The organism is Dictyoglomus turgidum DSM 6724 (genome assembly GCF_000021645.1).
In the GTDB taxonomy this organism is placed as follows: domain Bacteria; phylum Dictyoglomota; class Dictyoglomia; order Dictyoglomales; family Dictyoglomaceae; genus Dictyoglomus; species Dictyoglomus turgidum.
In genome coordinates this window covers 919,324-941,711 of sequence record NC_011661.1, presented here as the reverse complement: position 1 = coordinate 941,711, position 22,388 = coordinate 919,324, and the positions used below count along the sequence as shown (strand labels likewise).

20 protein-coding genes and 3 tRNA genes are annotated in these 22,388 nt (G+C 33.4%); 6 read left to right on the top strand and 17 right to left on the bottom strand.

Annotation, left to right across the window (positions count from 1 at the left end):
* Nucleotides 1-49 precede the first annotated feature (49 nt).
* Nucleotides 50-982: a patatin-like phospholipase family protein gene (locus tag DTUR_RS04635; protein WP_012583274.1), complete on the top strand. Its 933-nt coding sequence runs from the start codon at nucleotides 50-52 to the stop codon at nucleotides 980-982.
* Here the strand turns inward: DTUR_RS04635 and DTUR_RS04630 are convergent.
* Genes DTUR_RS04630 through DTUR_RS04610 form a run of 5 tightly spaced genes read right to left on the bottom strand, consistent with a single transcriptional unit; the run spans nucleotide 979 to nucleotide 4,839 of the window.
* The gene (locus tag DTUR_RS04630; protein WP_012583273.1) at nucleotides 979-1,485 is read right to left on the bottom strand and encodes a nitroreductase family protein; all 507 of its coding nucleotides are present in this window, start codon (nucleotides 1,483-1,485) and stop codon (nucleotides 979-981) included. The two genes, DTUR_RS04635 and DTUR_RS04630, sit on opposite strands and share 4 nt — an antisense overlap.
* Before the next feature lie 3 nt (nucleotides 1,486-1,488).
* Nucleotides 1,489-2,403, bottom strand: a complete 915-nt coding sequence (gene htpX / locus DTUR_RS04625; RefSeq protein ID WP_012583272.1) for a zinc metalloprotease HtpX — start codon at nucleotides 2,401-2,403, stop codon at nucleotides 1,489-1,491.
* Nucleotides 2,404-2,406: 3 nt separating this feature from the next.
* On the bottom strand, nucleotides 2,407-2,958 hold the full coding sequence (locus DTUR_RS04620) for a LemA family protein (protein WP_012583271.1): 552 nt from the start codon (nucleotides 2,956-2,958) through the stop codon (nucleotides 2,407-2,409).
* A 38-nt stretch (nucleotides 2,959-2,996) separates the two neighbouring features.
* Nucleotides 2,997-4,238, bottom strand: coding sequence for an adenosylhomocysteinase (locus tag DTUR_RS04615; protein ID WP_012583270.1), 1,242 nt, complete (start codon nucleotides 4,236-4,238; stop codon nucleotides 2,997-2,999).
* Nucleotides 4,231-4,839: a hypothetical protein gene (locus DTUR_RS04610; protein WP_012583269.1), complete on the bottom strand. Its 609-nt coding sequence runs from the start codon at nucleotides 4,837-4,839 to the stop codon at nucleotides 4,231-4,233. The genes DTUR_RS04615 and DTUR_RS04610 overlap by 8 nt, the downstream gene beginning before the upstream one ends.
* 105 nt (nucleotides 4,840-4,944) lie before the next feature.
* Here DTUR_RS04610 and phoU point away from each other — a divergent pair, with 105 nt between their 5' ends.
* The gene (gene phoU / locus DTUR_RS04605; RefSeq protein WP_012583268.1) at nucleotides 4,945-5,601 is read left to right on the top strand and encodes a phosphate signaling complex protein PhoU; all 657 of its coding nucleotides are present in this window, start codon (nucleotides 4,945-4,947) and stop codon (nucleotides 5,599-5,601) included.
* A 10-nt stretch (nucleotides 5,602-5,611) separates the two neighbouring features.
* Complete coding sequence (locus DTUR_RS04600; RefSeq protein ID WP_012583267.1) at nucleotides 5,612-6,766, top strand: hypothetical protein; 1,155 nt, start codon at nucleotides 5,612-5,614, stop codon at nucleotides 6,764-6,766.
* Here the strand turns inward: DTUR_RS04600 and DTUR_RS04595 are convergent.
* From DTUR_RS04595 to DTUR_RS04585, 3 genes are read right to left on the bottom strand one after another with little or no spacing between them, the layout of a single operon-like run.
* Nucleotides 6,758-7,402 (bottom strand): cytidylate kinase-like family protein, encoded by a 645-nt coding sequence (locus DTUR_RS04595; RefSeq protein ID WP_012583266.1) that lies wholly within the window; start codon nucleotides 7,400-7,402, stop codon nucleotides 6,758-6,760. The two genes, DTUR_RS04600 and DTUR_RS04595, sit on opposite strands and share 9 nt — an antisense overlap.
* Before the next feature lie 24 nt (nucleotides 7,403-7,426).
* Nucleotides 7,427-7,909, bottom strand: a complete 483-nt coding sequence (locus DTUR_RS04590) for an adenosine-specific kinase (protein ID WP_012583265.1) — start codon at nucleotides 7,907-7,909, stop codon at nucleotides 7,427-7,429.
* A 57-nt stretch (nucleotides 7,910-7,966) separates the two neighbouring features.
* Nucleotides 7,967-10,651 carry an ATP-dependent Clp protease ATP-binding subunit gene (locus DTUR_RS04585; RefSeq protein ID WP_012583264.1) on the bottom strand — a complete coding sequence of 895 codons (2,685 nt, stop codon included), beginning with the start codon at nucleotides 10,649-10,651 and terminating at the stop codon, nucleotides 7,967-7,969.
* A gap of 152 nt (nucleotides 10,652-10,803) precedes the next feature.
* Here DTUR_RS04585 and DTUR_RS04580 point away from each other — a divergent pair, with 152 nt between their 5' ends.
* The 3 genes from DTUR_RS04580 (at nucleotide 10,804) to DTUR_RS04570 (ending at nucleotide 12,150) form a co-directional block, all read left to right on the top strand.
* Complete coding sequence (locus DTUR_RS04580; protein WP_012583263.1) at nucleotides 10,804-11,601, top strand: inositol monophosphatase family protein; 798 nt, start codon at nucleotides 10,804-10,806, stop codon at nucleotides 11,599-11,601.
* Nucleotides 11,588-12,058, top strand: coding sequence for a hypothetical protein (locus tag DTUR_RS04575; protein WP_012583262.1), 471 nt, complete (start codon nucleotides 11,588-11,590; stop codon nucleotides 12,056-12,058). Before DTUR_RS04580 ends, DTUR_RS04575 begins: the two co-directional genes overlap by 14 nt.
* Before the next feature lie 15 nt (nucleotides 12,059-12,073).
* A tRNA-Arg gene (locus DTUR_RS04570) sits at nucleotides 12,074-12,150 on the top strand.
* Nucleotides 12,151-12,157: 7 nt separating this feature from the next.
* Here DTUR_RS04570 and DTUR_RS04565 read toward each other — a convergent pair.
* The 9 genes from DTUR_RS04565 to DTUR_RS04525 form a co-directional block, all read right to left on the bottom strand.
* A complete protein-coding gene (locus tag DTUR_RS04565) occupies nucleotides 12,158-14,218 on the bottom strand; it encodes an alpha-amylase/4-alpha-glucanotransferase domain-containing protein (RefSeq protein ID WP_012583261.1) in 2,061 nt (686 codons plus the stop codon).
* A gap of 3 nt (nucleotides 14,219-14,221) precedes the next feature.
* Nucleotides 14,222-15,784 (bottom strand): 1,4-alpha-glucan branching protein domain-containing protein, encoded by a 1,563-nt coding sequence (locus DTUR_RS04560; RefSeq protein WP_012583260.1) that lies wholly within the window; start codon nucleotides 15,782-15,784, stop codon nucleotides 14,222-14,224.
* Nucleotides 15,785-15,889: 105 nt separating this feature from the next.
* A complete protein-coding gene (locus tag DTUR_RS04555; protein ID WP_012583259.1) occupies nucleotides 15,890-17,002 on the bottom strand; it encodes an ABC transporter ATP-binding protein in 1,113 nt (370 codons plus the stop codon).
* Nucleotides 17,003-17,146: 144 nt separating this feature from the next.
* Nucleotides 17,147-17,223: transfer RNA gene (locus DTUR_RS04550), tRNA-Arg, on the bottom strand.
* Between the two features lie 93 nt (nucleotides 17,224-17,316).
* Nucleotides 17,317-17,392: transfer RNA gene (locus DTUR_RS04545), tRNA-Phe, on the bottom strand.
* 45 nt (nucleotides 17,393-17,437) lie between these two features.
* The gene (locus DTUR_RS04540; RefSeq protein ID WP_012583258.1) at nucleotides 17,438-17,851 is read right to left on the bottom strand and encodes a LysM peptidoglycan-binding domain-containing protein; all 414 of its coding nucleotides are present in this window, start codon (nucleotides 17,849-17,851) and stop codon (nucleotides 17,438-17,440) included.
* Nucleotides 17,817-20,429 (bottom strand): calcium-translocating P-type ATPase, PMCA-type, encoded by a 2,613-nt coding sequence (locus DTUR_RS04535; protein ID WP_012583257.1) that lies wholly within the window; start codon nucleotides 20,427-20,429, stop codon nucleotides 17,817-17,819. Before DTUR_RS04535 ends, DTUR_RS04540 begins: the two co-directional genes overlap by 35 nt.
* 22 nt (nucleotides 20,430-20,451) lie before the next feature.
* Nucleotides 20,452-20,976, bottom strand: coding sequence for an HNH endonuclease (locus tag DTUR_RS04530; RefSeq protein ID WP_012583256.1), 525 nt, complete (start codon nucleotides 20,974-20,976; stop codon nucleotides 20,452-20,454).
* A 24-nt stretch (nucleotides 20,977-21,000) separates the two neighbouring features.
* Nucleotides 21,001-22,365 (bottom strand): sugar transferase, encoded by a 1,365-nt coding sequence (locus tag DTUR_RS04525; protein ID WP_012583255.1) that lies wholly within the window; start codon nucleotides 22,363-22,365, stop codon nucleotides 21,001-21,003.
* Nucleotides 22,366-22,388 lie beyond the last annotated feature (23 nt).

Genomic DNA, 22,388 nt, shown 5'->3' with positions numbered 1-22,388 from the left:
ATACCCTTAATAGGTATAAGGGAATAAAAATAAATGCTATAATTAAGATATGAGAGGAGTGAAAATTGGATTAGCCTTAGGAAGCGGTGGTGCAAAAGGTCTATCTCATATAGGAGTACTCAAAGTTTTAGAAGAATACAATATTGAAATTTCTTTTATTACTGGAAGTAGTATTGGTGCCTTAATTGGAGGACTATATGCTAAGGGGTATTCTTCTAAGGAATTAGAAAATTTAGCCAACAGTATTGCAGAAAATAAAGAGCAGTTTTACAAATTGTTTGATTTTTCAAAATCTCTTCAAGGAATAATTAAAGGGGATAAAATCTTAGAGTATTTAGACAACCTTTTAGAAGGGACTACTTTTGATAAGCTTAAGAAACCATTTATTCCTATTGCTGTAGATCTTATCATGGGAGAAAAAGTATATGTACAAGAGGGAAAAGTCTCAGAAGGAATAAGGGGTAGCATTTCTATTCCTGTAATCTTTCAGCCCTTTCCATGGAAAGATAAACTTCTAATAGATGGAGGTGTACTTTCTCCTCTTCCTGTGAAAGATTTAAAGAAACTTTACAAACCAGATATTGTAATTGCAGTAAGCCTTCACAAAAGATCTAAATGGGCACCAAAGAATAACATAAGTATTGACATTCCTTACAAGCCTAATACAATTACAGAGAAAATTACTTATACTTTATCTCAAACAAGCATCTTCAGGGAATTTCAAAAAAGGCTAAATCCTCTTCTAAATCCATCTCTTTTTGATGTTTTGATGCAGACCATAGACATAATGAACTACGAACTTGAAGAGGATAATAAAAAAGAAGCTGATATTGTGATAATACCAGAGGTTCAAAATTACGGTACTTTTGACTTTGATAAGGCAAAGGAATTAATAGAAAAAGGCGAAAGTGCAACAAAGGAAAAAATTCAAGAGATACTAAATCTTATAAAAAGGAAGAAAAAGAAGTTCATTTTCTTCTAAAGAATTTTTACAATCTCATCCAGAGAGAGTCTTGTCTTTGGTGCTGGATCTTCTGCTGGATATCCAAGGGTCATTAGTTGAATTATCTCTGCTTCCTCTGGTAAATTTAACACCTTTTTTACTTTATCTTGATAAAAAGATCCAATCCAACAAGTTCCAAGACCCTCTTCTACTGCCTGTAAATGGATATGAGTAAGAGCTATAGCCACATCAATATAATGAGCAGGAACCCCACATCTCATAATATAGTCTTTATCAATAACATAAGCCACAATTATGATAGGAGCTTGTAGCATAAAAGGCTGATGGGGAGAGGCTTCTTTGACTAATTCTTCCTTTACCTTTTTATCTTTGACTATTATGAATCTCCACTCTTGCCTATTTCTTGCAGAAGGAGCAAGCCTTGCAGCCTCAAGAATCCTTAAAAGCTTTTCTTCTTCTATTTCTCTATTCTGATATTTTCTTATACTCCTTCTCTTCTTTATAGCCTCAAAAACATCCATATCCTACCCCTCCTTATCCAACATTTTCCATCTTTCCCCCATCATTCTAAGCCTTCTAATTCTCTCTTCAATAGGAGGATGAGTGCTAAATAGCTTAGATACCGCATTACTACTTAGAGGATTAACGATATAAAGGGGTGCAGTCATCACATTAGCTCTTTTTATTGGCTGAAAATTTTTAGCTATCTTTTCTAAAGCAGAAGCAAGCCCTTCAGGATACCTAGTAAGCATAGCAGCGCTGGCATCTGCCATATATTCCCTCTGCCTTGATAGGGCAAACCGTAAAAGTGTAGCAAGAAAAGGCGCCAAAATTGCAATTATCAGAGAAACTATGCCTAATATGTTCTCATCCTTGTCTCTTCTTCTCTTTGAATAATAAAAGGATCTTTTTAAACCATCACCTAATATTACAATCAATCCTACCATAACTGCTGCTATAGTCTGCAATCTTACATCATAATTTTTAATATGAGAGATCTCATGTGCTATTACTCCTTCAAGCTCTGTCCTATTAAGGATATCTAAAAGTCCCTTGGTAACTACAACTACACTATTTTGGGGATCTTTCCCTGTGGCAAAGGCATTAGGAGAGGGATCATCCATAATGTAAATTTTAGGAGTTGGAATCCCTGCTGCAATACTTAATCCCTCCACCACATTTAAGAGATACGGGTATTCTTCCCTTGTAGGCTCCCTAACCCCACTATAGTTTAAAATTATCTCATTGCTTTTTTGGTAGGCATAGTAATTTGTAAAAAGTACTATCAAAAAAGCAATTATTATGCCTATTTCTCCCAATTCAAAATAAGAGACAACGGCATAACAAACAAAAAAAAGCAAAAAATAAATGATAAAAACAATAAACCAAGTCTTCCTTTTATTAGACTCTATAGCCTCATAAAAAGTAAAAGGCTTCATATCTCAGAAGCTAACTTTCACAGCTCTCCTCTCTTCAGGACTTTCTACCTCAAAGTACTCCTTAGGCTTAAAGCCGAATAAGTTAGCAATAATGGAATTAGGAAACACTTGAAGAGATTGATTATACATCATTACTACGTCATTATAGAACTGCCTTGCATAGGCAATTTTAGATTCTATTCCTGAAAGTTCTTCCTGTAGCATCATAAAATTCTGATTTGCCTTCAATTCAGGATAATTCTCTGCAATAGCAAAAAGTGTCTTCAACACAGAAGTAAGTCCTTCGTTAGCTTGAGCAGCCTCCCCAGGAGTTTTTGCTCCTACCATTTGAGCTCGATACATGGCTATTTTCTCAAAAACTTCTTTTTCATGAGATGCATAAGCTTTTACTGTTTCTACAAGATTTGGAATTAAATCATATCTCTTCTTCAACTGAACATCAATTTGTGCCCATGCATTTTCTACTCTATTTCTCAACACTACTAAACGATTATATATAACTATAACAAAAACCACAATGAAAACGATCACACCTAAAATGACTAAACCAATCATTTAATTAAATACCCCCTTTAAGATTTTATTTTAATTTTTTATTCCCAACTTTGAAGATAATTCAATTGCTCAGGAGTTAAAGTATCAATACTTATTCCTAGACTATCTAATTTTATTTTTGCAATTTCAAGCTCTATGTCTTCAGAAACAGAAATTACAACTTTAGGAAGTTCTTTTCCTCTTTCCATAAGCCACTTCATAACAAGAAATTGAATACCAAAGGAAAGATCCATTATTTCTATAGGATGCCCATCTCCTCCAGCAAGATTTAAAAGTCTTCCCTCAGCAATAACAAAAACCCTCTTACCATTTGGAAGCTTATATTCATGAATGTTATCTCTAACCTCTCTTTTTTCAATAGCAATTTTCTCCAAAGTTTCCATATCTATCTCCACATTAAAATGCCCAGCATTAGCAAGGATAGCACCATCTTTTAAATCATAAAAATACTCTTCTCCTATTACCTTGAAATTCCCCGTAGCAGTAATAAAAACATCACCAATTTTTACAGCTTCTTTCATTGGCATAACTGAAAAGCCATCCATATGTGCTTCTAAGGCCTTAATGGGATCTACCTCTGTTATTATGACCTTTGCCTTTAAACCTTGAAGTTTTTGAGCAATCCCTCTTCCTACCCACCCATATCCTGCCACTACAAAGGTTCTACCCGAGATAAGTAAATTTGTATTTCTCATAAAAGAGGATATGGCTGATTCTCCGGTACCATAACGATTGTCAAAGAGAAATTTTAATTTTGAATCATTAACCGCAACTACAGGAAAGTCAAGTCCTCTATCTTTCAATAAAGCCTTTGCCCTTTTAACTCCTGTAGTAGTCTCCTCCCCAACCCCAAAAATTTTGTGTTTCAAATAAGAAAACTTCTTATAAAGAAGTACTGTAAGATCAAATCCATCATCTATTATTAAGTTGGGCTCCTTTTTTAAAACCTCCTCTAAATTTCTTTCATAATCTTCAGAACTTTCCCCTCTCCATGCAAAGACCTCAATTCCCTCTTTAACAAGATAAGCAGCTACATCATCCTGCGTAGAAAGAGGATTACTTCCTGCACATACCACTTTTGCACCACAATTCTTAAAGGCAAGAGCAAGCCTTGCAGTTTTTGCTTCCAGATGGATACACATACCTATGGTTTTATCCTTGAAAATTTGAGAGAAAGAATATTTAGACTCAAGGGTATTAACTACAGGCATAAAATTTTTTACCCATTCAATTTTCTTCTTTCCAGATTCCCATAAATTAATATCTCTAATTCTACTCATATATTTTTTCTCTTCTCCTCTGAACTGTAAAGGCTTCTACTTCACTCCTCAGAACTTGTATAAATAAGTTATTGCCCACATTTCTATTTTTCCTCATGTATCTCTCTATTCTTTCTTTCTCAAAGGATAACACTTTAAGAAAATCATCAAGGGTAAAAATAGGTAGACCAAAATCGTTTACTTGCTTCTCAAGCTTAGTAAATTCCTCTTCGAGAATAGACTTCAACTTTGATGCTCTAGTAGACCTAGGATGCAGAGAGGGTAGAAAAAGATTTTTCTTTCTTGTTTGGTATTCCTTTTCCATTAAAGAAATTACATCTAAGAGCTCTTCATCGGTAAAGCTAGAAAACTCCAGAAGGAATTTATATATCAAACTCTCAAAATACCAGAACAAATCCCACTGTTTTCTTTGAAAATCTGCCGGTTTTTCTTCAACTCTCACAATAGAATACAACTGAGCTTCTTTAAGATAAGTACAATCAGGTGGACAGTTTATTTCTTTTAATCTTTTTGTCCCACAACACTCAGTGCATATAAGCCCAGAAAGTGCAGGACACCTTCTCTTTCCTTTTTTCTTATTACATGAAATACATCTACTCATAACATGTAAAATTATACCATGATAACTTTAAAAAAAAATTAATTGAATAGGAATTTGTACAATTATATAATACTTACACAAAATCTAAAAATAGAGGGCTTAATTTTGGAAAAAGCGACAATTATTAAAGAAATCGAATCCCTCAAAGAAAAACTTCTCAGAATGGGAAGCATCGTAGAAAAGATGCTTCACAAAACTCTTGACTCCATAAAAACAAGAGATCTGGATTTAGCACAGGAAGTCATAGAAACAGACAAATTGGTAGATGATTATAATTGGAATATAGAAAACCAATGTATTAAAATATTATCTCTTCATCAACCTGTAGCAAAAGAACTAAGAATTATAGCCTCCACCATGAAAATAATTAAAGACTTGGAAAGAATAGGAGATTACTCTGTAGACATTGCAAAATTTGCATCAAGTTTATTAAAATACTCCTTTGAGATACCTCTTGCAGATATTATCTCCTTGGCTACCTTAGTAGAAAAGATGGTAAAAGACATAATAAGAGCCTACTCTGAGCCTAACTTAGACCAACTTGAAGACCTCTCTTCATATTATAATTTTGTATACCTTAAATATCAGGAGATATCCAATGAACTCTTAGAAGAAATCTACAAAAATCCAATACTTACTCAACAAATAGTTCAACTTATAATGATTTCAAGATACTTAGAAAGGATCGCTGATCATGCCACCAATATAATAGAACTCATTTATTATATAGAGACAGGAGAAAGAAAAGAGCTTCATAAATAAAAACAAACTTATGTATACCATAGACGAAAACTCTCTCTCGGTAAAAGATTTTACCCTGATTTTAAATTCAGATTCTGAAATTGAAATCTCTGAAGATTTAAAAAACAAGATTTTTTTATGCTCAAATCTGTTAAAGACTCATTTTGAAGTTTTAGATAAAAACATGAACACTAAAAACTATAAAGAATTTGAAGGTAATGGTCTGTTGAATGAGAGAGAGGTAAGAGGAATTATACTTGCAACGATTTACACTTTAGCTAACGGAAGGTCAGGAGTAAGTTATGAAACCATAGAAAAATTAATAGACTTGTTTCAAAATAGAGAAACCATAAAAATACCAGAGTTCTCTCTTTCTACAAAATTAGATACTCTAACCCCTAACCATTATCTCTTAAACTACGTGAAAGATATTGCACCTATTGAGAGGAAGCTCCTAATAAAAAGCCTTGCATACATTCCTGGATTTATATGTTCTTACTTTGAAGATCTCCAACTAGTAAAAAAGCTCCTTACAATTTCCTTAGTACTATATTTTAATTACCCTTATATGGATTCCTATAATTTAGCTTCAAGTCCGCATTTACCCTTTATTAAATTAGCTGAAAATATAAATCTATTCTTTATAGCGGAGAACAAAAACAAAAATAGAAGTATTGATCCTTTAATATTCTCGTATGTTTCGTACCTTTATAAACTTTTAGATGACTTGCAAGAATTATTAAATATACAATTAAATTCTTCTCATCACCCTTTTATCTTTATTCCTGAAAATAATACCTTTATTAAAAATTCTTTATTAATACCTCAAAAGCTATATCTGTTAAAAACCGTTGAAAATCTAATTCTTACAGTAGATAAAACCTTTGAAAGCTTTTTGACAAAGATTGGATCCTTCGAGGACAAAATCACAATTTATAATGTGTTTTATAGCTTAAAACAATGCAGTAATGAAATCCTTTTAACCCTTAAGTATAAAATTAAGATTTATAAAAAGATCTTAGCCTTTATCTTATATGAGTATGCTGTGAAGGACAAAGCACAATCTTTAGATCAAGTTTTAAAGAGTTTTATGAAGGAAAAGAATATAAAAAACTACAAAGAATTAGAACCTCTTCTAAAAGATCTTTTAAAAACTATTGAAGAAAAAATAAATGAATTATATTAGATTCACAAGTTCTTTTATCACTTTCACTGCGTGTTCTATTTTAAGCATGCCCATGTTAAGAACTATATGATATAATTCGGGATCATTCCAGTCTACATTGTAAAATCTGTAAAGATATTCTTGAGCTGCTCTATCTTTTTCAGAGATGTACTTTAACGCATCTTCCCTTGTTAGTCCCTTTTGCCTCATTATATTTTCAATTCTAAACTCAAGAGGAGCTATAACTCTCACATGTAATACATGAGAGATATTTCTCAAAAGAACTTGTCCACCTCTCCCCACAATCACCACATTTCCCCAATCCACAAGCTTCTTAATCACTGCCTGAACAAAAGCAAGAGAGCTTTCTTCATCAAAGACTTTAGTAGTTAAAACCAACTTCCCTTTTTCATCCTTCTCTTTTATAGTAACTGAACCTACAGGAGTTTTCCTTCCAAAAAGTTGCTCAAAAAAACCTTTTACCTTATAATTGTCTTCACTAAAATCTATAACTTCTGCCTCTGTAAGTCCCGAAGAAATAGCAATCTCTGTCATAAGAAATTTATCAAAATATCTATACCCAAGCTCCTTAGAAAGTCTTTCTGCTAATTCGTCTCCTAAGCTTCCTACCTGGCGAGAAATGGTAATTACAGGCATAAAGGCCCCTCCCCCTTTGTCTAATTAAAACTTATAACCTATTTTTCTTAAAAACTCTTTCCTATGCCTCATATCCTCCTCTCCTTCTACTCCTTTAGGCTTTACTCCATCTATAACTCCAATAATTCCACGCCCAACACCATCATCTATCACTACTACCTTCAAAGGATTAGCGGTAGCAGCAAATATATTCACCACTTCAGGTACATGTTTAATAGCATTTAAAACATTTATGGGATAAAAATTCCTTATAAAGATTATAAAACTATGTCCTGCTGCAATTTTTTGGAGATTTTTAATTGCTAAATCCTCCATCTCTTCATCGGTTCCCACATGTCTTATAAGGGCAGGACCAGAAGCCTCACAAAAAGCAATACCAAATTTAGCTCCAGGAACTGTGTTCATAATTGCCTCATATAAATCTTCAACGGATTTGATAAAATGAGTCTGTCCAAGAATAACATTGACTTCAGCAGGTTTTTCTATCTCCACAATTTGAATTTCCACACTTTCCACCCCCTAAAATTTTATTTTAACTGGGCAGGGAAAAACCCTGCCCAGTTTTTAATTTGCTTTAACCTCTTCAGCTATTTTTTCAAATTCAATAGTATTTTTTTCTTTATTATATCTTACCATAATTTTATCGCCCTCTTGAACTGCTCCCTCAAGCATAGCCTTAGCAAGTTTTGTTTCAAGTTCATTTCTAATTTTTCTCTTAAGTTCTCTTGCTCCAAACTCAGGACTATATCCTATATCAGCAAGAAAATCTACCACTGATTCATCAAATATGAGCTCTATATTTTGAGCCCTTGCAGTTCTTCTTACCCTTTCAAGCTGCAATTTGACAATGTCTCTCACTTGTTCTTTAGTCAAAGCATGGAACACTATTATCTCATCAATCCTATTGAGAAATTCTGGTCTAAAGTACCTCTTAAGAATATCCATAAGTTTTTCTTTAAGCTGTTCATAGCTTAACTTATCCCTTCCAGCAGCTGACAAATTAGCCTGGATAATGTCAGATCCTATATTACTTGTCATTATAATTATGGTATTGGTAAAATCTACAACTCTACCTTTCCCATCGGTAAGTCTTCCTGCGTCGAATACCTGTAATAGTATATTATGCACATCTGGATGAGCTTTCTCTATTTCGTCTAAGAGAATTACACTATATGGTCTTCTACGTACCTTTTCAGTAAGTTGTCCACCTTCTTCATATCCTACATATCCTGGAGGAGCACCAATTAATCTTGAAACAGTATGTCTCTCCATATACTCACTCATATCAATACGTATGATAGCATCCTCATCTCCAAATACTGCCCAAGCAAGAGCTCTCGCCAGTTCTGTCTTACCTACCCCTGTAGGACCAAGGAATAAGAAAGTAGCTATGGGCCTATTCTTCTCCCTGAGACCTGCTCTTGCTAATCTTATAGCATCACTCACTGCCTTTATAGCTTCATCCTGCCCTACCACTCTTTCATGTAATTTTTCTTCAAGCTTTAATAGTCTTTCTCTTTCATCAGTGGTAAGCTCTGTTACAGGAATACCTGTAAGAGAGGATACTATTTCGGCTATATGCTTAGCTCTTACCTCAGGTACATCAGATGCAATTTCTCTCTTCCAAGTTTCAGTCTTTTCTTGCAATTCTTTCTCAAGTTTCTGAATTTGCTCCTCAAGTTCTTTAGCTTTATCATACTGCTTTCTAGAGGATGCATATTCCTGCTCTCTCTTCAAAGACTGTATTTTGGCTTCAAGTTCCTGTATCTCGGCAGGCCTTGAAGTCATCATAATTCTTACCCTTGCTGCTGCTTGATCTATAAGATCTATAGCCTTATCAGGCAAGTATCTATTTGTTATATACTTATCTGAGAGTTCAGCAGCAGCTATTATTGCCTCGTCAGTAATCTTTACTTTATGATGTGCTTCAAATCTATCCCTTAACCCTCTTAAGATTGTTATAGTCTGCTCTACAGTAGGCTCAGAGATAAATATAGGTTGAAATCTTCTTTCAAGGGCAGGATCTTTTTCAATATATTTTTGATACTCATTCAAAGTGGTAGCGCCAATTAAATGGAGTTCTCCCCTTGCTAATGCTGGTTTAAAAGCATTAGCAATATCTAAATTTCCTTCTCCAGCAGCACCTGCTCCCACAATAGTGTGAATCTCATCAATAAAGATGATCAAATTATCCTGATTAGCTATTATCTCATCTAAAATCTGCTTTACTCTTTCCTCTAACTCTCCTCTATATTTTGTCCCTGCCACAAGGGTATTTATGTTTAATTCTACTAATCTCTTATCTCTTAAAACTTCTGGTACTTCTCCTTTAACAATCCTTTGAGCAAGACCCTCTACAATAGCAGTCTTACCTACACCTGGCTCTCCTATGAGCACAGGGTTATTCTTCTTTCTTCTTGCAAGTACCTCAATAACAGTTTCTATCTCTTTTGCCCTTCCTATGACAGGATCTAATTTACCTTGTCTCGCTAATTCCGTTAAATCACGAGAAAATTTATCAAGAGTAGGGGTATTAGATCTTCTAACTCCTTTGCCAGCCTCTTTACCTCTTCCTACTACTCTAATAGTTGCTTGTCTCAATGCCTGGGGATTTAGTCCATACTTTCTTAAAACATTTGCAGCAAATCCTTCCTCTTCTTCTGCAAGCCCTATCAAGAGATGTTCTGGACCTATGTAGTTATGCTCTAAGTCTCTTGCAGCCATAAAAGCTCTCTCTAAAGCACTTTTTAGCCTTGGAGATATGTCTACCTCCACCTCTTCTCCTTCAGGCTTAAACCCACCCTTAGGAGCATTATTATCTATATAGGCTTTGATCTCTTGTGGTGAAACTTTAAATTGTTTTAAAATCTCATTTACCACATCATTGTCCAAGAGAACATAGAGCAAATGTTCGGTTCCAACTTGTTTCTTGCCAAAATCAATAGCTTTTTTGGCAGCTTGTTGGAGAAGATCTTTTGATACATTGCTCAAATAATCATTCAAATCTATAGATTCCCTTTCTCTTCCAAAAGGACTTTCAAAGGGAAAACCAATATCCTCTCCAAAAAAGTCCCTAAAAAGATCACCAAAGAATAAAGATTCCAAAGGAGAATATGACCTTTCTTGTCTCCTTTGCTTAGCATAACATTCTTCACATATATCAAGGACTCTCTTTTGTCCATTTTTTATGGTGTAGACCCTAATAGTCGCAGGGTTGATCCCACAGATGTCACATAATTTTCTGCTCATAACATTCACCTCCTTAATCTTTATTATAGCTTATCTTTTTCATTTTTTTATATAAGATATGTTTGTTCTATATATTAAAACTGTATATATATTACTCTAATATATTTGCCTTGTCAATAGCAAAAAAGAAAAAATAAATATATAATTAAGCTATGAAGAGAATACTTGAAGTAGCTATAAAAACAATTAAAGAATCTGGTAATATACTTTTGAACTACATAGGCGAGGAAAAAGAAATAGAACTTAAAGGAATTTCCAATTTAGTCACTCAAGTAGATAAACTCTCAGAAAGACATATACTAAAATCCATAGAAGAAAATTTTCCGGATCATTCAATCTTGACAGAAGAAACAGGCTTTATAAATAAAAATTCTGAATATACCTGGATTGTAGATCCCTTAGATGGAACCACAAATTATGCCCATAATTTCCCTTTTTTTGGAATTAGTATTGCCCTCATAAAAAATAAAGAAATAATACTTGGATTAATCTATGATCCCATAAGAGACGAGTTATTTTATGCCATAAAAAATGAAGGTGCATACCTAAATGATAGGAGAATAGAGGTATCAAAAACAGAAAGTCTTGAAAATTCTCTCATTAGTTTTGCCTTTCCTTACGAATTAAGTCTTGAGGAGAAAAATTTTATTCCTTTTATAAATTTTTCCTCTAGAACTCATGGTATAAGAAGGACAGGTTCGGCAGCAATAGAAATAGCCTATGTAGGGTGTGGAAGACTTGATGGATTTTGGGCAAAGAAACTAAAACCATGGGATATTAGTGCAGGCATTCTAATAGTGGAAGAGGCAAAAGGTAAAGTTACAGATTTTAGTGGAAACAATATTGATATTCATACAGACAATATTTTGTTTTCAAACGGTAAAATACACCAAGAGATGATAAAAATCTTAAATTTAGGTAAAATATTCATTAGAAATGAAAAATTTTGATCTTTTGTATTTTGTTAATATAATTTTACATTTTGTCTCTATATGTTACATATTAGGGACATCAGGCTTTTTTACCCTTTTATTATTAAAAATTAAAGATAAAGACTCTTTACTTAAGACTTTAAAAAGTTTCACAGATTACTTACCCTTTTTTATGCTTCTTTATCTTGTAACAACCTTAGCTTACATTTTTGTAGACAAAAAAATAATTTGGGCTATAAAATATGATCACAATGCAAACCTACTAATTAAATTCTATGTCCCCTTCTTTATCGCTTCCATATTATTGGCTCACCACCTTCGCAATAAAATCATTAAACTTTCAAAGTTAGAAATAACCTTAATTCCAAATTGTGAATGGTGGAAAATAAAAATTGATATATCTGTTCTAATGGAATTTTATTTTGTAATCCTAATAATAGAAAGTCTGATGGTATATTTAATTTATTTTGATTAAATAACAAACAATGGTGCGCCCGTAGCTCAAAAGGATAGAGCATCGGCCTCCGGAGCCGAGGGTTGGAGGTTCAAATCCTCTCGGGCGCACCAGTAAAAACTATTTAACTAAAAATCTTATTGAGGTCTTCCAGTTAAAGTCAATGGGCAAATCTATCTTATAAAAATGAAGGAGAGCACTTCCTTGATAAACTTTTTCAAATCCTTCCTCAGAAAGAGACACCGTTTCTATAGGATATCTATACAAAATAGTTTCCATATCTAAAGAACATTCCAATTCTATTCCTATACCCGAAAATACTTTCCAATTATTAACTTTTTCAACTCCAAAAGAAGAGAGAGGATATTTTTGATCTCTTATTAAAAAGTAGTAATCAGGATGATTTGGTGCTAAAAAGTTAATATTTATCTCCCATCCAAAGTTTAAAGTTATAGGTTCTTTGGAGATATTTTTAATTTCATAAACCACATCAATAAAAGGCTCATTCTTATAAAGAAGATATCTTTTATGGATTTCAAAATCTTTATAATCTCCTTTAAAAGATACTACGATTTTCTTCTCATCTTTACTTATTTCATATTCGTATTCTTTATAAAAACTGTCAACTTCGGCTTTTAAGCTATTCTTCCATAAATCTTCAAGGGTAGGCTCTTTTTTAAAAATTCTCTCAATAAAAGAAACCCTTCTATGGTTATCATAAAAGAGTATTTTTTCTAAGCCCTCCTCTTTTGTACTCCATCTTTCATGTATACTCTTTCCTTGAACATCAGAGCTTACCTGAGATAATTTAGAATGATATGCTTCTTTTCTTCTAGTTAAAGTATTAGTTAGATTGAAAGCTTTAGGTCTAAAATCCCATTCAAGGAGTGATCCTCCATGCATAGGAGAGAGATACAAATTAAAAGTAGGAGATTCAAGAATTAACTCATCATTTCCATCACAATCCAAGTCAAAAATCTTATAATGCAGGTCATAATTTTCAATATAATTTTCTGCTTTAATCAAATGTTCGTATATGGCAGTCCTTAAGTGAGGAAGATAAAGCCCTCCAAAAATACCATGCCAATATGCATCATTTGCCTGTCCCTGAAAGACTTCTTCTTCAGCCTTATCTTTAATCTCCCCATCAGGATAGTTTTGAACTTTACTCCATACATAGAGCATCTTCTTCTGCATATGATTAGATTCATCGTACTTAGCAAGGAAGTTTCTCCAAAATCCGCCCTTTACATAAGGAGAAAACTTATCCCATAAGCTTTCACTTTTAAGTTTTTCCATAAGATCCTCAAGGTCTTTTTGAGCTTCAGGAAATAAAACCCATTCCATCATCTCTCTATAAGAAGCTGTAGGAAGATATATTCTTCCCTTTGGCTTCACCTTCTTCATATAGGTATACAAATTAACAGGTGTTACTAATAAAAAATTTTCTTTTATTTTATTCACAAATCTTTCTAACCATCCATCCTCATATACTGTCTTATAAGTATCAGGCCATAATCCAAATTTCTCTCCATCATCAAAAAGAAGGGCAATTTTACTTTTATCTTCCGAGGCAAATTTATTAAGATAAGTAATGGTTTCTTCAGGGTTAGCAAAAGGTATTAAATAACGCAACTTCATACTTATAGGAAATACAGCAAGCTTATATCCTTGTTCTTCCATTAGATAATACCCAAAAAGATCTTCTTCTTTTAATCCTACGGAAAAGAAATGGGCATCATCTACTACCACATACTCTATACCTGCCTCTGCAATGTATTTAACAAGATGAGGTTCCCATACCCTTTCGGCAAGCCACATTCCTTTAGGATTTTGTCCAAATTTATCATATATGTATTTATTTAGCTTTATTATTTGTTGCACCTTATCTTTATCAGGTATTATAGGCAAGATTGGTTCATAAAAGCCCCCGCTTACAAATTCAACCTGTCCTCTCTCTGCCATGATCTTTAATTTTTCAAAGTATTCGGGATGATTCCTTTCAAGCCAAAGTAATAAAAAACCCGAAAAATGAACATTTATAGGAAAGTCAGGATATTTAAAAAAGAAATCAATAAGAGGCTTATAACTCATCTCATAAGCCTTTTCAATTACAAAATCAAAATTCCCTACAGGTTGATGATTGTGAATCCCCAAAGAAAAATATATGCCTTTCTCCATTCTTTACCTCCTTTCAAATATGTTATAGTCTATAAAGCTAAAAAGAGAATCTTTATTTTCAAGTTTCTTTAAATACTCAAATTCTTTTACTGAAACCTCTTTCAGATCAAAGTAATTTAATAAAGTTTTATAGTTTGAATAATGTTCCTCAAATCTCTTATACCCATACTCTTTTGCCTGACCCGTAGTAATTAAAAAGGGCCAATCGCTACTTTCAAGCAATAACTTTTCCCTACAAGCTTGCCTTATAACTTTTTCCTTCCATAAATTCAATTGGGTAATCTTAACTTTGTCAATAAATTTTTCATTTTCTTCTTCAATCTCATAAATCTTTTCCCACAACATTACCGTCTCATCATTTAACCACACCTCATGCTTTCCTCCTCTACCCCAAGAAGACTCAGGAAGCTCAATTCTCTCATCAGGAGGACATTTCTCAAGAGCCAAAACAGAATTTATACTCTTAACCTTTTTACTTTCATTTAATAATTCAAAAATTCTTTCTAAAAACCATACTCCTTCAAACCACCAGTGCCCAAATAGTTCTGTATCGTACATGGCAGTTATTATACCATCAGATTTGATTTCATCTTCCAAAACCCTTACAAAATGTTCTGCATGCTCATAAACTCTACCTTTCGCAATTTGAGGATCATAAACATCCTTCTCTCCAAGGTCTTTTCTTTTATCTGTTATTCTCCAATATTGAAGTCCTGAAGTTTCTGATCTCTTATGAAACTCTCTATAAACTCCATCCCCCGGATATCCCCACTCAGCTGACCACACCTGCATACCTGTTCTGCTATCTCTGCCAAAAACAGCCACATTACTTCCAGAAACTAAATATGGCTTATAAATGTTTTTATCTTGTTTCTCTCTTTTTACATTTAAATCAGGATAACTTAAAGGTTCTCCTCCAAGGATAGTATGAGTATCTACAAAGAAATAACGTATTCCAAGTTCTTCAAGGAATTTTTCAATTCCAGGTTTATAAGCGCATTCAGGAAGCCATATTCCCTTAGGCTCTTTCTTCATGTTTCTCATATAAACTTCTTTACCTACATAAAGCTGAGCATATATGGAGGATTTTTTCTTTAATAGTGGCAAATATGCATGGGTTGCAGAGGATGTGATTATATCTAAATATCCTTCATCTTGTAGTTTCCTCCAAAAACCAAGAACATCCATGGATATTTTATTTTTAAAAAATTCGAAAATCTCATTAAGATAATTAATATAAAATCTGATCACTTCTGTTTCTTTTCTATTTTCTTTATTATACTTCTCTAAATCTTTATATGCAGATTCTATCTTGGTTTCTATGTATTTTTCTGTCTCATATATCATATAAGGGTCAAGCATTTGTTCTGCAAGAACAGGCGTAACTCCCAAAGTCAATTTAAAATCTATACCCTTATTTACCAGTCTATAAAAAACCATAGAAAGGGGTATATAGGTCTCTAACATAGCTTCAAAAAACCATTCTTCTCCAAAGGGCCATCTTCCAGCTTTTTTAACATAGGGAAGATGGGAATGAAGAACTAAATTAAAATATTTTTTTATCATAATAACCTCCTTATTAACACATGTTAGTTATCAATTATTAAAGAAGGGGGAATTTACTTTCCCCCTTCTTAATCATATACCTAATACCCCTTTCTCCTTAAATTTTTAAATTATTGCAACCTGACTTACAGGGTCGAAAAGATGCATCTTTCTCAAATCAAACATTACTTTTACGTTTTCACCCATCCTTGCTTTTGTTTCAGAGCCTACCCTTGCAACCACACTTACTGGACCATTTATAAGATACAAATATACCTCTGTTCCCATAGGCTCAAGTACTTCTACTCTCATATCTGCCACCGCTTCTGGAATAAGGTCTTCGGTCTTTATCAAGCTTACCTCATAAATATGCTCAGGTCTTACTCCTAATATTACTTTCTTGCCAAGGTAGTTCTTAGCTTGCTCTGCTACAAAACCTTGCATATCAGCGGGAATCCCAAGTTTGAAGCTACCTAAATCAAGAATTTTCGCATCAGAAGATAAGGTGGCATCAATAAAGTTCATTGGAGGGCTTCCTATAAAACCTGCTACAAATACATTATTAGGTTTTTCATAAACTATTAGAGGATCGTCTACCTGTTGCACTACTCCGTCTTTCATTACCACAATTCTATCTCCCATAGTCATCGCTTCTGTTTGATCATGAGTAACATAAATGGTAGTAACACCAAGAGTTCTCTGAAGTTTTTTAAGCTCAGCTCTCATTTGTACCCTTAATTTTGCATCTAAGTTAGAAAGAGGCTCATCCATCAAAAATACCTTTGGTTCACGGACAATAGCACGACCTAAAGCAACTCGCTGTCTTTGACCACCTGAAAGTTCCTTTGGCTTCCTTTTTAAAAGATTTTCAATTCCAAGCATTTCTGCTGCTGCCTTTACTCTACGATCAATTTCACTCTTTGGATACTTTCTTAATTTGAGACCAAAAGCCATGTTGTCATAAACTGTCATATGGGGATAAAGAGCATAGTTTTGGAATACCATTGCTATATCGCGATCTTTTGGAGGAACATCATTAACCACTTTTCCATCAATATATATATTACCTGATGTTACTTCCTCTAATCCTGCAATCATTCTTAATGTGGTAGTCTTACCACAACCCGACGGACCAACTAATACAATAAATTCCTTATCCTTAATCTCCAGATTTACATTATTGACCGCTATAACATCCCCAAATCTCTTGGTAACATTCTCAAGTTTTACTTCTGCCATTTCTCCTACCTCCCTAAACTTTTCTATTAAAAGAAATAAACAAAGCGTAGTTTGACAAAAAGCTGCAGATTATTTTTATAAAATACCACCTCCATTGTATATATATTGAAGCGTAGGGTAGGAGAGAATACGAGTATTCAAAGTTGGTGCGCCCGAAGGGATTCGAACCCCCGACACGCGGTTTAGGAAACCGCTGCTCTGTCCTACTGAGCTACGGGCGCTTCGGGAGTTTTTTGAAACATTTAAAAGAAAACTACACTTTATATCAAATTTTATTCTTTTCAATTTTAATAAACTTATTCCCCTCTATATTATGGTGCGGACGGAGGGAATCGAACCCCCGACGCAGGGATTTTCAGTCCCTCGCTCTACCGACTGAGCTACGTCCGCACTCTTAAATGAATTATATCAAATAACTATCTTATAGACAAGTGTCTATTGGTTTTTAGATTTCAAAGGTATGATTAATTTTTGCCCTACCACTAAATAGTTTGGATCTTTTAACTTATTAACCTTAGCTATTTCTCTCCAATCTACACCATATTTTTGAGCTATTCCTATCATGGTATCTCCAACTTTTACCTCATAAATTATTTTATCTGGTTGCTTTATCTCTTGGACAGTTACAGTCTTAGATACGTTGTTTTGGTTTACATCAGCTTTAAAAGTTTCAGTATATACTAAGGTTTGAGTTAAAGTCTTGTTCTCTATGTTTAATTTATTATCTCTTACGAACTCGGAGTTTTCAAAATAAGGTCTTTTCTCTAAAGAAAATAACTGACTTGTCAAAAAAGCTATAAGTAAGAAACTTATACTATAAATTAATACTTCTCTTAAAAATCTTTTCATAAATTTTCTCTCCTATTAGCATATATAAAGGAATTAAAGACAATAATAAAACCAACAAAAATTCTTCCATATTAAGTCTTTCTAAATTGAAGAACCTTATTCCCCAGGGGGTAAATATTACGAGAATTTGTAGGAGAATAGAGAAGAACACTGCAAGACTTAAATATTCGTTAGAAAAAATTTCTTTAAAGAAATTTTTTCTTCTCTTTAAGGACAATCTCAAGGCTTGAAATATTTGAGAAAAAACAATCCCTGTAAAAGCCATAGTTCTCCCCGTATTCACATTTTTATTTACTCCCATTATAAAAAGTACAAATCCTATTACCCCCATCAATATTCCATCAATAACAATATTCTTCCACATTTGTCTATTAATTATTCCCTCGTTAATTTTACGAGGCTTTCTACTCATTATATCCCTCTCTGGAGGTTCTACTCCAAGAGCAAGAGCAGGAAAACCATCGGTCACTAAATTTATCCATAAAAGCTCTATAGGAGTTAAAGGTAAAGGATAACCTAAGAACACACTTAAACTGACTACCCAGATTTCACTAAAATTACAAGACAACAAATAATAAGTAACCTTCCTAATATTATCAAAAATTCTTCTTCCTTCCTCTACTGCCCTAACTATGGTTGCAAAGCTATCATCTAAAAGCACTAAATCAGACGCCTCTCTTGCCACATCTGTTCCCCTAAGTCCCATTCCCACCCCTATATCTGCCATTTTTAGTGCAGGAGCATCATTCACTCCGTCTCCGGTCATGGCTACTATCTCTCCTCTTTCTTTAAGCTCCTTTACTATATTCATTTTCTGTTCAGGGAGGACTCTGGAAAAAAGAACCACACTATTCCAATCAAGTCCATTCAAATCCTGTTTTTGCAAATCTAATCCAGTATATAAAGTACCATTGTTGACATCTATTCCTAAATCTTCGGCAATTTTCTTAGCAGTAAGGAGGTAATCTCCTGTTACAATAATTGGTCTTATTCCTGCTTCTTTACACTTCTCTATAGCCTCTTTAACTCCCTCTCTCAAAGGATCAATAAAAGCTATAAAACCTAAAAAGATTAATTCTTCTTCCCATTCTTCTTTATCAATAATATTATCAATTTCCCTTTTCGCAATAGCAAGAACCCTTAATCCCTCCTTTGAGAGAGAGTCCTGTATTTCTATAAATCTTTTTTTATCCTCATCACTTATCAACCTTAGAGTATCTCTGTCCTTATAATAAGTACTTCTTTTCAATATTTCCTCTCCTGCCCCTTTGATACATAACCTATATTTACTTCTAACAAGATCTTTATATAAAACACTTACTCTTTTTCTTGCAGAATCAAAGGGAATTTCATCTATTTTTATTAAATTTTCACCAATCTCCCCATAAATCTCCTTAAAGTTTTTATAAATAGCCACATCTAAGGCATCCCCTATATAATTACCATCATGAGTTATCCTAACACTACTGGCAAGAAAGGCTGTTTCAAGTATCTCTTTTATCTCCTCTTTATTTTCTTGGTAATTACTTTTATCTATTAATTTTCCATATGGCAACACCACTTTTACAAGATCCATTTTGTTCTCAGTTAGAGTACCTGTTTTATCCGTACAAATTACCGAAGTTGCTCCTAAAGCTTCTACAGCAGAAAGTTTACGAACTATTGCCTTTCTCTTTGCCATCTCCTGAACTCCAAGGGCAAGAAGAATAGTTATTACCGTAGGAAGTCCTTCGGGTATTGCTGCAACAGCAAGACTTACTGCGGTAAGAAACATATCAAAGAATTCTCTTCCTTGTATAATCCCAATAAAAAGAAGAATAGCTACAAGAGAGAGAATAACATAAGTTAGTTGCTTTCCAAGTCTTTCAAGGTCTTTCTGAAGAGGAGTTGGCTCTTCCTCCATTTCTGAAAGTATCTTTGCAATATCTCCTAAGGCTGTATTTAAGCCAGTACCAACCACTACTCCTTTTCCTTTTCCAGTTATGACAGTGGTTCCTTTAAATCCCATATTAATCTGGTCTCCAAGGGTTATATCCTCTTGAGTAATAAAATCTGCATCCTTTCTCACAGGAACAGATTCTCCTGTCAAAATAGATTCGTCTACTTGTAAATTATTAGTTTCAATTAGCCTTAAATCAGCTGGTATTTTCTCTCCTTCTTCAATTAAAACCAAATCTCCGGGTACCAAATCCTCGATATTCACTTCCAAAATCTTTCCATCTCTTACTACCTTTGCTTTTGGGGAGACATAAGATTTAAGAGATTCAAGGGTCTTTTCAGCTTTATATTCCTGAAAACTCCCAAGAATAGCATTTATCATAACAATAAGTAAAATTGCAACGGCATCTTTTGTTTCTCCAAGAAGAAAAGAAATTAAAGTTGCAGTTAACAAAACAACGGTAAGAAACTCCTTAAATTGGTTTAAGAATATTTTTAGAAAACTTTTTGATTTTTTCTCAGGAATCCTATTTTCTCCATAGATCTTTTTTCGCTCTCTAACTTCTTCTTCTGATAAACCATGCTCAGGATCAACCTTTAATTCCTTTAATACCTCATCTTTTGTAAGTTTATACCACAAATAAGACCCTCCTTTAAAGTAGCTATTCATCTATAAAGAAATATTTTTTCCATCCCTCATTTTTATCGTAATCCAAATACCTTGTCAATCTAAAATAATGTACATTCTTTGGTGGTTTGGGCTCTCTAAGAAGCTTCATATTAGCTTCTTCCAGGGTTTTATCACCCTTTTTGTGATTGCACTCTTTACAAGCGGTAACAAGATTTTCCCACACAGACTTTCCTCCAAGTCTTTTCGGGATTACGTGATCAATAGTTAGCTCACCACCTTTTTTACCACAATACTGACATGTATAATTATCCCTTAGAAAAATTCCCTTTCTAGACAGTTTTAACTCTAACCTTGGTCTTTTCACATAATAAAGCAGTCTAATAACTGAGGGTACTTCTATTTCCATAGATGCAGATTTTATAACTCCACTATTGGTCTCTATAGTTTCAGCTTTCTTCTGCATAATGAGAATTATTGCCCTCTTCACTTTACATACATCTAAGGGCTCATAATTACTATTAAGTACTAATACCATTTCATTAAGAATGTCTTCCATAGCTATTAAAAATTATAGCATAATTTAATAAGCGCCTTTACCAAGTAACACTGAAGGTATGGTTTTTAATATAATTTTTATATCTAATAAAATACTCCAGTTCTGGATGTAATAAAGATCAAATTTTATTCTCTGAGAATAGTCTACATCACTTCTTCCACTTACCTGCCAAAGTCCCGTTAAACCTGGTTTTACTCTCAAAATCTCTTCAGCATATTCTCCATACTTTTCTAATTCTTTAAAAGTCACTGGTCTCGGACCTACGACACTCATTTCCCCCTTTAAGATATTAAATATCTGAGGAATTTCGTCTAAGCTAAATTTTCTTAAAAATTTCCCCACTTTTGTTACCCTCGGATCATTTTTTAATTTAAACTCTTTTTCAAACTCCCTCTTTAATTCAGGATACTTATCTAATATTTTATCCGCATCTTTATACATGGTCCTAAATTTCCAAAGATAAAAAGGTTTACCATATCTTCCAGCTCTCAGATGTTTATAAAAAATAGGCCCTGGAGAATCCAATTTTATAAGAAGTGCTATTATTAAAAAGAGAGGAGAAAAAAGTATCAAAGCCAATGTTCCCAAAAGAAAGTCTATAATTTCCTTTATATATCCTTGGAACCCCTCTAAAGGAGATATCTCTATCTCCAATATGGGAATGCCACTAATCTCATCAAAAGAAATTCTTTTAGCAAAAATAAGATACCCTTCGGGGACTATTTTAATAGAAATACTTCTTTTTCTCTTTAAAGATATTAGTTTTAGTAATTCATCATCAGAAATTTCTCCTGTCACAATAATTTCCTGAATATTCCTTTGATCAACAAAACTTTCAAGCTCTCCAAAATCTATTTTATCCTTTTCTATTTCAGCATAATCTCTAATCTTTCCTGAGGAAATTATAGATTTTGCAAATTCATTATTACCAATAATCAAAGCTCTTGATAGTCTTCTACCTAAAACTACTGCCCTTACAATATATAAAATTACCCTTGAAATAAAAGTCAAAAAAAGAGCAACTCCCCAAGCCAAGATAAAAACTAGCCTTGAGTAAGAAAACTCTCTATAAAAAAAGGATAAAGAAGAAACAAGGAATATCCCAACAGTAATAGCATTAACCACGGGATAATAAGAAAAAATATTTTTAACACTATAGACTCGGTTAAGAATAAGTAAAATAATCCATAACACTGTGAGTATAATACTTATGCCAAGATAATAAGGGAAAAACTCAGGCACTTCGTTTGGCTCCACATAGAAATACCTAATTTTACTCAAAAGATTAAAACGAATATTATAAGCAATAGTAAGGGCAAGACTTAATAGGATTAAATCCAAAATAAACAATATTAAAAGAAAAAAAGCATCTAATCTTTGCTTATCCATAATACTTGCTAAATATTCCTTTT

Excerpts from the sequence above, each read along its gene's own strand:
- DTUR_RS04635 (WP_012583274.1), top strand. The coding sequence starts at position 50 with ATGAGAGGAGTGAAAATTGGATTAGCCTTAGGAAGCGGTGGTGCAAAA.
- DTUR_RS04630 (WP_012583273.1), bottom strand. The coding sequence starts at position 1,485 with ATGGATGTTTTTGAGGCTATAAAGAAGAGAAGGAGTATAAGAAAATAT.
- htpX (WP_012583272.1), bottom strand. The coding sequence starts at position 2,403 with ATGAAGCCTTTTACTTTTTATGAGGCTATAGAGTCTAATAAAAGGAAG.
- DTUR_RS04620 (WP_012583271.1), bottom strand. The coding sequence starts at position 2,958 with ATGATTGGTTTAGTCATTTTAGGTGTGATCGTTTTCATTGTGGTTTTT.
- DTUR_RS04615 (WP_012583270.1), bottom strand. The coding sequence starts at position 4,238 with ATGAGTAGAATTAGAGATATTAATTTATGGGAATCTGGAAAGAAGAAA.
- DTUR_RS04610 (WP_012583269.1), bottom strand. The coding sequence starts at position 4,839 with ATGAGTAGATGTATTTCATGTAATAAGAAAAAAGGAAAGAGAAGGTGT.
- DTUR_RS04600 (WP_012583267.1), top strand. The coding sequence starts at position 5,612 with ATGTATACCATAGACGAAAACTCTCTCTCGGTAAAAGATTTTACCCTG.
- DTUR_RS04595 (WP_012583266.1), bottom strand. The coding sequence starts at position 7,402 with ATGCCTGTAATTACCATTTCTCGCCAGGTAGGAAGCTTAGGAGACGAA.
- DTUR_RS04585 (WP_012583264.1), bottom strand. The coding sequence starts at position 10,651 with ATGAGCAGAAAATTATGTGACATCTGTGGGATCAACCCTGCGACTATT.
- DTUR_RS04580 (WP_012583263.1), top strand. The coding sequence starts at position 10,804 with ATGAAGAGAATACTTGAAGTAGCTATAAAAACAATTAAAGAATCTGGT.
- DTUR_RS04575 (WP_012583262.1), top strand. The coding sequence starts at position 11,588 with ATGAAAAATTTTGATCTTTTGTATTTTGTTAATATAATTTTACATTTT.
- DTUR_RS04565 (WP_012583261.1), bottom strand. The coding sequence starts at position 14,218 with ATGGAGAAAGGCATATATTTTTCTTTGGGGATTCACAATCATCAACCT.
- DTUR_RS04560 (WP_012583260.1), bottom strand. The coding sequence starts at position 15,784 with ATGATAAAAAAATATTTTAATTTAGTTCTTCATTCCCATCTTCCCTAT.
- DTUR_RS04555 (WP_012583259.1), bottom strand. The coding sequence starts at position 17,002 with ATGGCAGAAGTAAAACTTGAGAATGTTACCAAGAGATTTGGGGATGTT.
- DTUR_RS04540 (WP_012583258.1), bottom strand. The coding sequence starts at position 17,851 with ATGAAAAGATTTTTAAGAGAAGTATTAATTTATAGTATAAGTTTCTTA.
- DTUR_RS04530 (WP_012583256.1), bottom strand. The coding sequence starts at position 20,976 with ATGGAAGACATTCTTAATGAAATGGTATTAGTACTTAATAGTAATTAT.
- DTUR_RS04525 (WP_012583255.1), bottom strand. The coding sequence starts at position 22,365 with ATGGATAAGCAAAGATTAGATGCTTTTTTTCTTTTAATATTGTTTATT.